Genomic DNA, 14,644 nt, shown 5'->3' with positions numbered 1-14,644 from the left:
ATGAAACCCGCCTTAACGGGTCCGCCGTGGCGGGTGCAGCCGCGTGCTAGGGCACGTAAGGTTCCTTATGGTCGATCCCGGCGGCCCTGCAGGTCCTGGATAAGGCATGAAACCCGCCTTAACGGGTCCGCCGTGGCTCGCCCAGCCCGGCAGGCTCCCGCGACTCGCAGCCCGCCAGGCTCACCTGCCACGCACGGCTCGCCCAGCCCGGCAGGCTCCCGCGACTCGCAGCTCTCCCGGCCCCCGACACCGCCGTCTCTCCCCTACCGCTGCAGCGCCTTGACGAACCGTTCCAGCCGCACGACGGCTTCTTCCACTTGCTCGTACGACACTGCGTACGACAGGCGAATGTACCCGGGTGAGCCGAAGGCGTCTCCTGGCACGCTGGAAATCAGCTCCGCTTCGAGCAAGGTCTGACTGAAGTCGTCCGCGTTCTGAATGGGCTTGCCGCGGTACGTGGTGCCGAACAATCCGGACACATTCGGGAATACGTAGAACGCACCTTCCGGCGCGAGGATGGAAACACCCGGTAAGGACTGCAGGCCTTCGACCAGGCGGTTGCGGCGGCGTTCAAACTCCTGCACCATGGCGATGTCAAAGGCGTCGAATGCGACCAAAGCGGCTTTCTGCGAAATCGTGGAGGGGCTGCCAGTACTGTGACTTTGCAAGCTGGTCATGGCTTTCGCCAGGTCGAGCGGGGCTGCCACGTAGCCAAGGCGCCACCCCGTCATGGCGAACGCCTTGGAGAAGCCGTTGACGACCAGTGTGCGGTCCATCAGTTCCGGGCAAAGCGCAGGCAGGCTGTGGTGCTCGGCACCGTAGACCAGCTTCTCGTAAATTTCGTCGGTCACCACGTAGATGTCGTGACGCTGCAGCACTTCGCCAAGCCCTCGCAGCTCCGCCTCCGAGTACACCGCACCCGTCGGGTTGCTGGGGGAGTTCAGGAGGAGGGCTTTGGTTTTCGGCGTGATCGCGGCTTCTAGTTGCTGGGGCGTCATCTTAAACCCGGTGGATTCATCGCAGGCGACGATAACCGGTTCCGCGCCAGCCAGCCGAATCTGCTCCGGATAGGAGACCCAGTAAGGGGCCGGGAGGATGACTTCGTCGCCGGGATCGCAAATGGTTGCGAAGATGTTGAACAACGAGTGCTTTGCGCCCGACGAGAGTACAATCTGTTCTGGTGCGTAGGACAAATGGTTTTCCTTCATCAGTTTGCCGGCGATGGCGCGGCGCAGGTCGAGCGACCCTGCGGCTGGCGTGTACCGCGTGAATCCCTGCGTGATGGCCTTGACGCCTGCATAGGCAATCGGCGTCGGTGTGTCGAAATCAGGTTCGCCCGCGGTCATGTTGATGACAGGCTGCCCTTCGGCGATGAGTGCCTTGGTCTTGGCGTCCATGGTTAAAGTCGCGGACGGCGCAATCTTCCGTACGCGGCTCGACAAACGTTGTTCCATTCATTACGCCCCTTCCGAGATTCGAGTAGCCCAATTTTACCATGAATTTCGCCAACATTGCGGCGAAATCACGCCAATCCTGCGCCAAAATCAAGTCAATCCTGCGTCAACATGGCCCCGCATCACGACAGGGTGTCCGCAACACGTCAAAACGTCATTCCGTCACAACCACCTGCGGAGCCATTGCGGCCACTTCTGTACGGGCGGAGTATCTTCCGGCACAGCGTGCAAGTGGCAGGGCTTGGTCGGTTCTGTGCCGGGCAAGAAGTAATCGGTCTCGGTGATGCGGCAGGCTGGCGTCGCCACTTCCGCAGTCGCCGGGTCAATCGTCACCTTCACGAGCCCGGCGGGTGGTGTGTACCACGGCGAGGGCAGGTGCTGCTGCGCCATGCCCATGAACTTGGCCCAAATCGGCGCGGCGAGGTGAGACTCCGCAACGGTGAGCGGCCGGCCATCGTCATAACCGACCCACACGGCGCAGACGATGCGTGGGGTGTACCCCACCGTCCAGGCGTCGGCGTCCGTCGTACCCGTCTTCACGGCCGCCGGGCCGCGCAGGTAATGGCGCACGAAGTAGGCCGTCCCGTTCGGCTGCAGGACGCTCTGCAGCAAGTCGCTCATTTGGAACGCGGCTTGCGGCGTGACCACGCGGGTCCGGCTGGGGTTTGCCTGACGGACCTGGTTTTGATGTGCGTCGCGGATCTCGCTCACGGTGTAGGGCTCCACTCGATACCCGCCGTTGGCGAGCGTGGCGTAGACCGTCGCCATTTGCAGCGGGCTGGTCTCGAACACACCGAGCGCGAGCGACGGATACGGCTGCAGCGGCGACGAAATGCCCATCGCGTGCGCCGTTTTCTCCACCTCTTCCGGCCCAATCTCCAGGTTCGTGGTCACCGCGTACACGTTGTCTGACCGCGCGAGGGCTTCTCGCAGCGTCAATGCCCGGTGGGCATAAAAGTCGCCGTAGTCGTGCACGGTGTATTCCTTGTCCTTGTCGTACAGGAACGTCGTCATTTCGCTCTGCACTTCGCGCGAAGGCTGCCAGCCATGTTCGAGTGCGGTGGTATACAAAATCGCTTTAAAGGTCGATCCTGGCTGTCGTTCCGCAAACGCCCGATTGTACGAGCTGGTGGTAAAGTCCCGTCCGCCGACAATCGCTTTGACCGCGCCAGTGTCGGGATCGAGCGCGACCAACGCGGCCTGCAGTTTGCTGTCTTTCGGCAAGGTGCTGGCGACGGCCCGCTCTGCCGCCTCCTGGAGCACGGAATCGAGGGTGCTCACCACGGTCATATCGCCTTGATAGAGGTCTTCGCTGGTCAAGTGGTAGCGGTGTTCAACCTCCGAAATCGCGGTGGAGGTAAAGTACGGCGCCCGGATGGACGGGGACCGGAGCCCAGACAAGTGCAGCGGCGTGTGGTAGGCTTCGTCGGCCTGCTGCTGCGTGATGAACCCGCAGGCCACCATTCGCTGCAGGACCACGCGCTGCCGGGCCTTGGCCGCCCGAAAGTTGGTCAACGGAGAGTAAATGCCCGGGCCGTTCGGCAGGCCTGCCAGCATGGCCGACTCGGCGAGGTTCAACTGACTGACGGGTTTGTGAAAGTACAAGTCAGCGGCAGCCCCGATGCCGTAAGCGCCGTGTCCGTAGTAGACCACATTCAGGTACTGCTCGAGAATGCTCTGCTTGGACTCATGCAGCTCCAGCTGCATGGCGTACAACGCTTCCTTCAGCTTGCGGGAGAGCGTTCGGTCCTGGTTCAAAAACAGGTTCTTCGCCAACTGCTGGGTGATGGTCGATCCGCCTTCGACAATCTTCCCATGCGCTACGTCGGTGAGGAACGCCCTGCCAATGGCGGGCAGGTCGAAGGCGTGGTGCTGATAGAACTTTGCGTCTTCGACTGCAATCGTCGCCTCTTGCAAAGACTTTGGAATGTCAGCGAGCAACGTCTGTTGACCGCGGGACGCGTGCAGCGACCATACCGCAAGCGACTGTCCGTCCGCCGACTCGATTTCTGTCGGGGTGGACAAATCCTGCTCGGGCAGGGGCGCTGTTCGCAGCGCGAACAGCAGCAGGGACATCCCTGCAAACCCGAGGCACAAAGGGGCCGCGACGGCCTTGATCCAAATCGGGGTCTTTCTCCACCAGTCGCCCGGTCCGAACGACTGCGAGGCGGTTTCTTCTAGTTGTGGCTGCTCATAAGGCATCGATAGATTCACTCCAAGGCTGCCAGTCAGGTGGCAAACGTCGCGGGTAGTATGCCCGGGGGCCGGCATGGCTTATGCAGGGAATTGGCCACATTTTTGCTTAACGGTCTGGCAAAACTCTATAATAGAGTGTCCGAGGTTTTCCGAAAACAGAGGGAGGTGTCCGTTCCGTGGCGAACACCCATTTGTGGTTCACGGAATTGCAGAATGAGGATTTGACGATTGGCCTGCGCATTAAAAAGATCTTACATAGTGAGCAGACAGAGTACCAGACCATGGACGTCGTGGAGACCGTTCAGTACGGCAACATGCTGGTGCTCGACGGCTGCATCATGACCACCGACAAGGATGAGTTCGTGTATCACGAAATGCTGGCCCATGTGCCGATGCACACGCACCCGAACCCGAAGAAGGTGCTCGTGGTCGGCGGGGGAGACGGCGGCATCATCCGCGAGGCCATCAAGCATCCCTCTGTCGAAAAGGCTGTCCTGGCGGAAATCGATGGCCGCGTCATTGAGATCTCCAAGCAGTATTTCCCGCACATCGCGAGCGGACTGTCCGACCCGCGCGTGGAAGTGCACGTGGCAGACGGCATTTTGCACGTCCAGAATCACCCCAACGAGTACGACGTCATTTTGGTGGACTCGACCGATCCCATCGGTCCCGCGGTGGGGCTGTTCGCCAAGGAGTTTTACCAGGCTGTCTTCAACGCGCTGAAGGAAGACGGCGTATTTGCGGCGCAGACCGAGTCTCCGTTTATTAACCAGGACCTCATTGCGCGCGTGTACCGCGACGTGCAGGACACCTTCCCGATTGCGAAGCTGTACTGGGGGACCGTCCCGACGTATCCGACGGGAATGTGGAGCTTTACGCTCGGCAGCAAGAAGCATGACCCCCTCGCGGTCAACACGTGCCGTGTCGCCGACACCAAATACTACACGCCGGAAATTCATCACGCGTCGTTCGTGCTGCCGAAGTTTCTGCAGGAGTTGCTGCGCAAATGACGGAGCTCGCGAACGGCCAACCAAGCGGCCGCCAACCCAGCCAGCCTATGTTCGATCCGGCCTACAGCGGCAACGTCTTCATCGGGGCGTCGCAGGATTTCGCGGCGGCCCGTGCTGTGTTGTACGGCATGCCGATGGACTGGACCGTCTCGTTTCGGTCGGGCACCCGCCTTGGCCCCGCCCGCATCCGCGAAGTGTCCCTCGGGCTTGAAGAGTACAGTCCGTACAGCGATCGCGACTTATCTGACCTGACCTACTTCGACGCGGGCGACATTCCGCTGCCGTTTGGCAACCCGCAGGCCAGCGTGCAAAAAATCTACGACTACGTGACATCCTTGTACAAGGCGAACAAGTTTCCGCTGGGCCTTGGTGGGGAACACCTGGTGTCCATCGGCGCCATCCGCGCAGCGTGGGAGGCCTATCCAGACCTGCGCGTCATACACCTCGACGCGCACACGGATTTGCGGGAGACTTATGAGGGAGAAGCCTATTCGCACGCCACCGTGATCCGCAAAGTGTGCGAAGGCCTTGGCCCCGACCGCGTCTATCAGTTTGGCATTCGCTCCGGCACGCGCGAGGAGTGGCAATACGCCCGCGAACACACGCACTTCTACCCGTTTGAGGTCGTCCGGCCGCTGCGCGAGGCGCTGCCAAGTCTGGCGAACGTGCCCGTGTATGTGACGTGGGACATCGACGTGTTCGACCCAGCTTGCGCGCCGGGGACAGGGACGGCGGAGCACGGCGGCATCACGGCGAAAGAAGGCCTGGAGGCCATGGAGCTGCTTGGCAGCCTGAATGTCGTCGGTTTCGACTTGGTGGAAGTTGCGCCGGTCATCGACCCGTCGGAGCAAACGCAGATTTTGGCGGCGAAGCTGGTTCGGGAAGCGCTGCTGTGGTTCACGCACCCATAGACCAAATCATTAAGCCATCATCGGTATGAGCGGGGAATCGGCCAGCGGCGTGAACAAGCCAGCCTGGCCGTGATTTCCCTGCGGCGGGGAGGGGAGTCCATGAGCGCCCAAGGAAAACAAAAACCATTCCGCAAGGACATGCCTGCCCGAACGGGCCGCAGGAACCCCGACGCGCTGCGGGAGCTGATGGAGCGCATGCGCGTGGAAGTGGCCAATGAGCTCGGCATGTCCGGCGTACAGGAAGGAAGTTTTGGCGACACCACAACCGCCGTCTGCGGCCGTTTTGGGGCACTCTTGTACAAACGCGCCCGGATGCTTCTTGAACAAGCGCCAGACAACACGGCAACGTCCACCCGGAAGATTCGGTAGGTGATTGGACAGACGAGGTCATGCATCGGTGATGGCGGGCGCATCCTTCACGTCGTTCTTCGTTGGCGAGTTGTCATCAAGCTCCTTGCTCTTCTTGACGTCCGCTCTAGACCTTCGAGTCCATTCCTGGTATTCTCGAAGGTGAGGGGCTTGCCAAGTTCGATGCCTCGCCAATCGACGCTTCTTGCAACGTGCGTATGCTTGGCGATGTCGATACCGACGATGAGTGTACCCTCCGTGATGCGCTGAATCCTGGCGTCTACATTCCTTGCCATTGTTGCTTCACCCTCCTGCGTTTTTCGTGATGGTCCACAACTCTCACGATACCAGGAGGTTTTTTAATCTAGCAAACCCAATTACTTCATTACAGGACTGCTTACAGGGCAAAGCTAGCCACGTTACAAATTAGATACAAGTGGTGAATTTACACCACTTGACGGGGCACTACCGTCACCCGGCGATATCCAATACAAAAAATTCCTACAAGAAATTTCATGAAGAGAGGATCGAACCTTTTTTAATTATTAAGGTATTAAGTACTGAGGCAAGGGGAAGGGGGCTGCTGGAAAACTGTGGATAACGAAACGGCGCGGCGGATCTTTGAGTCGTATTCATCCTATGTGTATCGTACAGCCTGGTTTTTAACTGGGTCCAGTGCTTTGGCTGACGATATCACTCAAGACACATTCCTGAAGGTCTTCGGTTCGTATGAATCGTACGACCCAGGTCGCCCCTTAAAGCCTTGGATTTATAAGATTACACTGAATGTGATTCGGGATGCGATAAAAAAGAAGTCGGCACAACGTACGGTCCCCTTAGACTTTGACTTGGTGACGGGTAATGAAGGGGTGGAAACCCGACTCTTTCAGGAAGAAATCCGCGCCGAGCTATTGAAGGCTGTCAACCGACTTTCCCGGAAATCAAAGGAAATCATTGTTCTGCGCTATTTCAACGACATGTCTTTGCGTGAGATGGCTGAGTCGCTAAACATCCCGATCGGAACTTGTAAGTCTAGATTGAACCACGCCGTGAAGCAACTCCGTAAAAACTTGCCTAGCCGCTTGAACGAATTATACGAAGGTGGCGATCTGAATGAAGAGTCTTAATGTCGAATTAAGCGATACGTTGCATAGTGTACTTGATTCAAAAACTTCATCCGTATCGTTTGAAGTGGTTTGGGAGAAGTACGGCAAGCAGGAAACGACGCCACATAAGGTAACGAAGAAAATGATTTTCTGCATAATCATTTCGGTGGTGATAATTTCCGGTGGCGGTTTGGCGGCGGCGTCCAGCTTATTGTCCAGTTACACGCAAAATTTGCGGTCCGCTGCACACGCGAACGGAATCTTTGAATATATCAACGGAACACCAGTGTCCAACCAGGAATTTGATTCGTTTAAAGCTGGTCAGGAGCTTGTATCAGAACTCAATCACCAGTCTATAAACGAAAACCAAATTATTCAGATGTTTAATCGAAACCAAGTCCTGTATCAGCAGGCTCAAAAGGATGGTCTCATTGTGTCTGATCAACAAGCAAAGAATTTTGCATTAAAAGTACAACAGACGCTCGAACATCCGTCGAAGACAGTAAGCCAATCAAATGCAAGTCAAATCATTCAGATTCTGAAGGCTGAAGAAAAAGGGCTGGGTGTATCCGACCAGGAATACTGGACTCACATTGCACCGACCTTTTACAAAGTTGATCTAAGTATCGGTAAACTGAAGCAAGAGTTTTATACACAATATCAAACCGAGCATCCTGGAGCAACATATTTACAAATTAACAACGCATGGAATCGGTATGGAAAAATGTTGCTCGAAAAGGCGTCTATTAGGATATCGTAAACTGGGGGGTTCAGCATGCCAAATTGGATTTCCGTCGTATTCCCAATTGCTTTCTTCATCTTATTGATTTACACGATCATTCGCGCGCGGCACCGAGGCCATACGGTGATGATCAAAATTGCCAATGGGCAGATCATCGATGAACATACAGATGAAGCCAAAAGGGCCTCGCAATTAGCAATCGCTCGAGAGGACGAATGGGTTACTCAGTCCTTACATCCCACGATATGCGTGGGAGAACCTAGCGGGAAGCGCCGCGAGGAATAACGCGAAGCCCTCCTTTGCCATTGTACAAGCGAAAACTTCCGTTCCTGTAGTGATGATATCTCTTTATCCTGAGGATACGAGTTCGAATTGAAGACCTCAATGAAGGTGAACAGTGAAACGATTACATGGACCTACGATGTGCATTCACACAGGATTTGGTGGTGGGTCTTTCCAAACGTGATACAATGAGCGTACTTATGTATGCAGGCTGAGAGGCATATCGATGGAGGCAGCCAACCTTGAAACTGTCTAGGTGTGTGTCCGAGTATCGATTGGATCTTTTGAACCGATAAAGGCCGAAATCACTCGATTATTGCTCTTTGACACCAAGCAGGTCCGTCGAAGCTAGTCTTGGGTGTCTGGTTCACACCGTAGCCCACTTCGGCGTTCCGTAACGGAACAACTTCAGCAGGTTGTGGCACATGGCTACCAACGACCATTCGCCTTCAACTTTGGCGAGGCCTCGAAGGGAGAAGTGGTCGAACTTTCGGCAATGCTTGATTTGCCCGTGCGGCGGCTCAACGATGACCTTTCGTCTGGCGTAGATGGCATGTCCCTTCTTCGTCTTCAGCTTTCGAGCCATTCGTTCCTTGACGCCGTAGTGACTCGGTATCCGACCTCTGACCGTGATTGGCATGGTGTTGTGTGGCTGTCGCCCGGTTGCAATATATGGGTCGATGCCTTCTGATTCCAGCCAGGTGATGTCATCCTGCTTGAAATATCCGGCGTCACAGGAAAGCCGCTTGGGTTTCTTGCTCATGTTCTCTTCGACCATCCGCATCATGTCTCGAAGATGACCTGCATCCGCCGGGCTGTTCGTGACCTTCGTTGCAACGATGATTTGGTATGCTTCATCGACGACTGACTGAACATTGTATCCCTGGATGAACCCATTCGCCGTCTTCATGATTCTGGACTCTGGGTCTGTGAAGTTCATCTGTGCCTTGTCTGCTGGCAGATCCTTTGGTTGCTTGCGTGGACGCCCACGCCGCTTGCCGCCAGGACCCTTGCCATCCGGGTCATCCTTGTTATCCTTTGACTCTTGTTCCGCTTGTTCCTTGGCACGTTTTTCAAGAGTGGCCATGGCCTCCTGGATCTTCTTCAAGCGGGTCTCCCGCCGAGTAAGCTCAACAGGCAACTCGTCTCCACGGGTGGAACCGTACCGTCGGTCTTCGCGCTCGTCCACATGCTCCACCTGACGCAGAAGGTCACGGATTTCCTTGCGCAGCTTCTCGCTGTCTTGCTTCATCCGCCCGTAGCTCATGGCCTTATGCTTGGAGGCGTTTGCTTTGATCTTGGTCCCGTCCAGCGCGATATGTCCGAGTTTGACCATGCCGGACTCAGAGCAGATATGCAGCACCTGAAGGAACAGGTTTTCGAATGCCGCCAGGTGACGTTTGCGAAAGTCACTGATGGTGCGAAAGTCAGGGAATTGGTTGGCTGACAGCATCCGATAGGCCACATTCTCTTGACAAGCCTTCGCGATCTTCCGCGACGAGTAGGTGCCTGTGGAGTACGCGTAGATGAGCACCTTGAGCAACATGGCTGGATGGTACGGTGGAAAGCCTCTGAGCTCTCGCTCGTACACGGACAGAATCGCTGAGATATCTAAACTGTCGACGATGTCGTCGATGAAGTGGACTAGGTGATCCTCAGGCAGCCATTCGTCCAGAGAAGGTGGCAACAGCATGATCTGGTTCGGGTCGTAGGGACGAAACTTTTTGGTCATCTCGAAGCCTCCAAAGGTGAGCTACAGGAGACTTCGACAGTGATCCTTTTATTACCTTTTGGGAAACCGGAAATTACTCGGACACACACCTAGACTGCTATTCCGCGTATTCGTTGTCCTTGTCGTCTATCTCATCTATCTCTCGGGTATCCCAGGCGTGGTCGGTACGGGATTGGTCCCGTACGTACTTCCGTTTTTTTACGGAGTGAACGGCAACTTCATCGGTGAAATGTTAAATTGGGTCGGCGGCGCAACCCTCATCTGTTCAATCCTATGGGCGATTGTGTCGATTCGCGAAAATCGGTAATGCCGGCGGGGTTACAGCGAAAGGGACGGCTGACGAGGGGACGATGCACCTCGGCGGCCGTCCCTCGAGGATGACAAGGTCACAGTGTATACACCTTTCCCACCGGGAGTCAGTAGGCCGAACAGCTGGGTTGTCGAGTGAGCGGCGCAGTCTCAGCTTCAGCATAGGCTTGTAAAATTCGCTGAGTTTTCGGCAGTCCGCGCTGTCGAAGGCTGCCCAAAAATGAGCGAATGCTGAAAATTCAGCACTTCATAAACAAAAATGTCGCCTAACATCGTACAATCAAGTTGACGCTGTTGTCGGGCGCAAATGTCGAGTCGATCCCGACCTGTCTGTGAGGCGATGCTCTATGACGGCACCTGAAGCCAACGAACAGTGGCTGACGGCCATTCTCGATACGATTGATGAGGGTATCCACGCCGTCGACGTGGATGGCGTCACCATCTTCTATAACGGCGCGGCGGCACGAATGGACGGCCTCGCGCCGCGGGACGTGATTGGCAAACATGTCCTTTCTGTATTTCCTTCGCTCGGGCAGGACACCAGCACGCTGCTGCAAGTGCTGCGCAGCGGCCGGGCCATCCAGAACCGCGCGCAAACCTACACCAACTACCTCGGCGTCACAGTGCACACCGTCAATACCACTTTGCCCATCCGGGTGGCGGGGCAAACGGTGGGCGCGCTGGAGATTGCGAAAGACCTCACACAAGTACGAAACCTGTCGGAACAAGTGCTGGCGCTGCAGGCACAAGTGGTCGACGGCGGGCGAAAACGCAGAGGCAGACGCCGCGAAGACCTCGTGTCGCCCAAGGCCACGTACACCTTTGCGGACATCCTCACGCAAGACCCGCGAATGCTGTCGCTAAAGCAGCGTGCGCTTCGCGCTGCAGAGACCTCGTCCCCGATTCTCGTTTACGGGGAAACCGGGACGGGCAAGGAGCTGTTGGTACAAGCGATCCACAACGCCAGTCCCAGGAGCCATCGCCCCTTTCTGGCGGTGAACTGTGCGGCACTGCCCGGGTCGCTCCTGGAAGGCATCCTGTTTGGCACGGTCCGCGGCAGCTTCACGGGTGCGGAGGACCGGCCCGGGATGTTTGAACTGGCGGACGGCGGCACGCTGTTTCTGGATGAAATTCAGTCGATGCCGCTCGAACTGCAGGCGAAGCTGCTTCGCGCATTGCAGGAAGGGGAAATCATGCGCGTGGGCGACACCCGCATCCGAAGGTTGAGTGTGCGGGTCATCGCGGCCATGAATCAGATTCCGGAGGCGGCCGCCACGGCCGGGCAGATTCGCCAGGACTTGTACTACCGCATTAACGTCGTCCGGCTGGACATTCCGCCGCTGCGGGAACGCCAGGCAGACATTCCTTACTTGACCCAGCACCTCATTGCCAAATGGAACAACCGGTTCGGCACGCGCGTCTCCGGCGTCACGCCTGCGGTGGCGCACCTGTTTTCGACGTATCCCTGGCCAGGGAATGTGCGGGAGTTGGAAAACGCCATCGAAGCGGCGATGAACCTCGTCACCGTTGGCGAGATTGACTGGGACAGTCTCCCCGCACATCTCCGGGAGCGCAGGGACGCGCAGGCGAACGGGGCGAGCGGCAGTCAGGGGGAAGCCCGTAGTCAGGGAGATGTCCGCAGTCAGGTGGATCGCCGCGAATCGGCAGCGCCGCCGCACACGGTGGTCCCCGGAGAAGCAGAGGCGCCGTATCCCTGGGTCGCTCCCTTAGTCGCCGCCGGGATGGACCACCTCTGGGAACGGCTAGCCCCCCAATCTTCTCCACAGTCGCTGGACGCGGCCGCCCCCAGCTGGCCACATGTGCAGTCTGCGCTCGAACGGATGGTGATTGCCCGCGCGCTGGAGCAGTCTGCGGGCAATGTCTCCCGTGCCGCCGCGCGGCTGGGCCTGCCTCGTCAAACCCTCCAGTACCGGATTCGACAATTTGGATTGTGAACGTTCAGTCGATTGGCATCATTCTTGCATGATAACTCAATAAACGATGTTTCACCGCCGAAAGGGGTGAATGGATGCGAAAGGGTGACGCGTTTGGACTGCACCGGGTGCGCGAACCGGAAGGGGTCATGCCGCAAGCCGCCTGGCGCATCGATAATGAGATGACCGTGTGGGACAACGAGATCCTCATCGATGTGGAGGTTTTGAACATCGATTCCGCATCGTTTACGCAGATGCGCGAGGAGGCGGCGGGGGACTCGGCGCGTGTCGCGCAGACGATGATGCGGATTGTCCGCGAACGGGGGAAGCACCACAACCCAGTCACCGGCTCGGGTGGCATGCTCGTCGGCCGCGTGGCGGACATGGGGAATGTCATCCGCCGCCGCGGCGACCTGCAGGTGGGGGACCGGATTGCCACGTTGGTGTCGCTGTCGTTGACGCCGCTTCACATCGACGAAATTCGCCGCATCGACATGCACAACGCGCAGGTCGACATCCGCGGCCAGGCGATTCTCTTTGAGAGCGGCATTTACGCCAAAATGCCGAATGATTTGCCCGATCGCGTTGCGCTCGCCATTTTCGACATCTGCGGCGCACCGGCACAGACGGCCCGGCTCGTGCGGGCCGGAGACACGGTGGTGATTCTCGGTGCCAGCGGGAAGTCGGGATTGACCGTGCTGCGGCAGGCGAGGTTGTCGGCAGGGACGCGCGGGCGGGTGGTCGCGGTGGACTATGGAGATGCGGCTTGTGAGCGGCTGTGCGCCCTTGGCTGGGCGGATGCGGTGCTGAACGTGGATGCGAGCCGGCCCGCAGACGTGTTGGCAGCCGTGGGGCAGGTGCTGGGGGAAGAGCGGGCAGACGTCGTGATCAACTGCGTCAATGTGCAAAACACTGAAATGGCTTCGATTTTATGCGCGAAAGACCGGGGGACGGTGTACTTCTTCAGCATGGCCACCCAGTTTACGGCGGCTGCGCTGGGCGCCGAGGGCGTGGGGAAAGACGTGCAGTTGATGATTGGGAACGGATACTGCCGCGGCCACGCTGAACACGCACTGCAGCTGGTGCGCCAGTGTCCGGAACTGCTGCGGGTTTTCGAAGGGAAGTTTTCATCAGGGGAGGAATCGAAATGAGCATCCTCGAACGCGAAATCACGAATCGGTACGGCAAGAAGCAGCGTCATTTCCGGGAAGTCGAATTGTGGAAAGACGTCACGGATGAACAGTGGAATGACTGGAAGTGGCAGCTGACCCACACCGTCAACACGCTCGAAGACCTGGGCAAGGTCATCCACTTGACGCCCGAGGAAATTCAGGGGGTGGATCACGTCAAAGCGTCGATTCCGCTGCGCATCACGCCGTATTACGCGATGATGATGGATCCCGACGACCCCAACTGCCCGATTCGCATGCAGGCGGTGCCTTTGTCGAATGAAATGCAGCGGTCGCCTTGGGACATGGAAGACCCCCTGGAAGAAGACGAGGACGCGCCCGTGCCGGGCCTCACGCACCGCTACCCGGACCGCGTGCTGTTCCTCATCACCAACCAGTGCTCGATGTACTGCCGCCACTGTACGCGCCGCCGCTTCTCCGGGCAGGTCGGCCACGCCGTGCCCAAGCCGCAGTTGGACACCGCGATTGACTACATTCGCAATCACCCGGAAGTCCGCGACGTGCTGTTGTCGGGCGGCGACGGACTGCTGGTGAACGACCGGATTTTGGAGTACATCATCAGCAGCTTGCGTGCGATTCCGCACGTCGAAATCATTCGCATCGGTACCCGCGCACCCGTGGTGTTTCCGCAGCGCATCACCGACAATCTTTGCAGCATTCTGCGCAAGTACCACCCGGTGTGGATGAACACGCACTTCAACCACCCGGACGAAATTACGCCGGAAGCTGCGGCGGCCTGCGAAAAGCTGGTCGACGCCGGGGTGCCGCTCGGCAACCAGACGGTGCTGATGCGCGGTGTGAACGACTGTGTCCATATTCAGAAGAAGCTGCTGCACGAGCTCGTCAAAATTCGCGTGCGTCCCTATTATCTCTACCAGTGTGACCTGTCGGAAGGCATCGAACACTTTCGCACGACGGTGTCGAAAGGCATCGAGATCATGGAACAGCTGCGCGGCCACACGTCCGGCTATGCGATTCCAACCTTCGTCGTCGACGCCCCCGGAGGCGGCGGGAAGATCCCGGTCATGCCGCAGTACCTGATTTCCCAAGGTCACGGCAAGGTGATTCTGCGCAATTTTGAAGGTGTCATCACGACCTATCACGAACCGACTTACGAAGATCGCGGCTGTCCCCCCACCTGCACGCACGACCATGCGCAGGATGACCAGGAGCTGATTGGCGTGGCGCGGCTGCTGAACGACGTGCAGCTCGCCCTGGAACCAAAGGGCCTCAGGCGCGCGGAGCGAAACCACCATCGGGCGTGAGGTGGGGGTTTTGGGGCGGGAGTGAGGGCTTTCGGGCCGGTTGGGGCCGGGCGATTAGGAAGAAAACCCGCCTTATGCGCTTGGCGGAGGATGCTTGGGCCGGACGATTAGGAAGGAACCCCGCCTTATGGGGCCGGCGGAGGGTGCCTAGGCCGGACGATTAGG

Annotated in this window: 12 protein-coding genes and 1 pseudogene; 9 read left to right on the top strand and 4 right to left on the bottom strand. The window is 58.0% G+C overall.

The window, feature by feature from the left end; translation table 11 throughout:
* Nucleotides 1–263: 263 nt before the first annotated feature.
* A complete protein-coding gene (locus JI721_RS05940; RefSeq protein WP_274457142.1) occupies nucleotides 264–1,454 on the bottom strand; it encodes a pyridoxal phosphate-dependent aminotransferase in 1,191 nt (396 codons plus the stop codon).
* Nucleotides 1,455–1,616: 162 nt separating this feature from the next.
* Complete coding sequence (locus tag JI721_RS05935; RefSeq protein WP_274457141.1) at nucleotides 1,617–3,656, bottom strand: transglycosylase domain-containing protein; 2,040 nt, start codon at nucleotides 3,654–3,656, stop codon at nucleotides 1,617–1,619.
* Nucleotides 3,657–3,826: 170 nt separating this feature from the next.
* Between JI721_RS05935 and speE the strand changes: the two genes are divergently transcribed.
* The 3 genes from speE (at nucleotide 3,827) to JI721_RS05920 (ending at nucleotide 5,940) form a co-directional block, all read left to right on the top strand.
* Nucleotides 3,827–4,660, top strand: coding sequence for a polyamine aminopropyltransferase (speE, locus tag JI721_RS05930; protein ID WP_274457140.1), 834 nt, complete (start codon nucleotides 3,827–3,829; stop codon nucleotides 4,658–4,660).
* Nucleotides 4,657–5,571, top strand: a complete 915-nt coding sequence (gene speB / locus JI721_RS05925; RefSeq protein ID WP_407654076.1) for an agmatinase — start codon at nucleotides 4,657–4,659, stop codon at nucleotides 5,569–5,571. Before speE ends, speB begins: the two co-directional genes overlap by 4 nt.
* Nucleotides 5,572–5,670: 99 nt before the next feature.
* Entirely contained in the window at nucleotides 5,671–5,940 is a 270-nt protein-coding gene (locus JI721_RS05920; protein WP_274457139.1) for a small, acid-soluble spore protein, alpha/beta type, read from the top strand.
* Nucleotides 5,941–5,970: 30 nt separating this feature from the next.
* Here JI721_RS05920 and JI721_RS05915 read toward each other — a convergent pair.
* Nucleotides 5,971–6,215 (bottom strand): annotated as a pseudogene (locus JI721_RS05915) (IS110 family transposase); the annotation flags it as partial.
* A gap of 297 nt (nucleotides 6,216–6,512) precedes the next feature.
* Between JI721_RS05915 and JI721_RS05910 the strand changes: the two are divergent.
* Genes JI721_RS05910 through JI721_RS05900 form a run of 3 tightly spaced genes read left to right on the top strand, consistent with a single transcriptional unit; the run spans nucleotide 6,513 to nucleotide 8,052 of the window.
* Nucleotides 6,513–7,046: an RNA polymerase sigma factor gene (locus JI721_RS05910; protein WP_274457137.1), complete on the top strand. Its 534-nt coding sequence runs from the start codon at nucleotides 6,513–6,515 to the stop codon at nucleotides 7,044–7,046.
* Complete coding sequence (locus JI721_RS05905; RefSeq protein WP_274457135.1) at nucleotides 7,033–7,785, top strand: hypothetical protein; 753 nt, start codon at nucleotides 7,033–7,035, stop codon at nucleotides 7,783–7,785. Before JI721_RS05910 ends, JI721_RS05905 begins: the two co-directional genes overlap by 14 nt.
* A gap of 15 nt (nucleotides 7,786–7,800) precedes the next feature.
* A complete protein-coding gene (locus JI721_RS05900; RefSeq protein WP_274457134.1) occupies nucleotides 7,801–8,052 on the top strand; it encodes a hypothetical protein in 252 nt (83 codons plus the stop codon).
* Between the two features lie 364 nt (nucleotides 8,053–8,416).
* Here the strand turns inward: JI721_RS05900 and JI721_RS05895 are convergent, their stop codons facing one another.
* Nucleotides 8,417–9,781: an IS1182 family transposase gene (locus JI721_RS05895; protein WP_274455994.1), complete on the bottom strand. Its 1,365-nt coding sequence runs from the start codon at nucleotides 9,779–9,781 to the stop codon at nucleotides 8,417–8,419.
* A gap of 656 nt (nucleotides 9,782–10,437) precedes the next feature.
* On the opposite strand from JI721_RS05895, the gene JI721_RS05890 reads away from it, so the two are divergent.
* The 3 genes from JI721_RS05890 to kamA all read left to right on the top strand — a co-directional run bounded on the left by JI721_RS05890 (nucleotide 10,438) and on the right by kamA (nucleotide 14,479).
* Nucleotides 10,438–12,045, top strand: coding sequence for a sigma-54 interaction domain-containing protein (locus JI721_RS05890; protein ID WP_274457133.1), 1,608 nt, complete (start codon nucleotides 10,438–10,440; stop codon nucleotides 12,043–12,045).
* A gap of 74 nt (nucleotides 12,046–12,119) precedes the next feature.
* A complete protein-coding gene (gene kdd / locus JI721_RS05885) occupies nucleotides 12,120–13,175 on the top strand; it encodes an L-erythro-3,5-diaminohexanoate dehydrogenase (protein WP_274457132.1) in 1,056 nt (351 codons plus the stop codon).
* Nucleotides 13,172–14,479: a lysine 2,3-aminomutase gene (gene kamA, locus JI721_RS05880; protein ID WP_274457131.1), complete on the top strand. Its 1,308-nt coding sequence runs from the start codon at nucleotides 13,172–13,174 to the stop codon at nucleotides 14,477–14,479. The genes kdd and kamA overlap by 4 nt, the downstream gene beginning before the upstream one ends.
* Nucleotides 14,480–14,644: the final 165 nt, after the last annotated feature.

The organism is Alicyclobacillus cycloheptanicus, from assembly GCF_028751525.1.
GTDB classification, from domain to species: Bacteria; Bacillota; Bacilli; order Alicyclobacillales; family Alicyclobacillaceae; genus Alicyclobacillus_L; species Alicyclobacillus_L cycloheptanicus.
The sequence above is the reverse complement of the archived record's forward strand: the minus strand, read 5'-3'. Positions and strand labels throughout refer to the sequence as shown.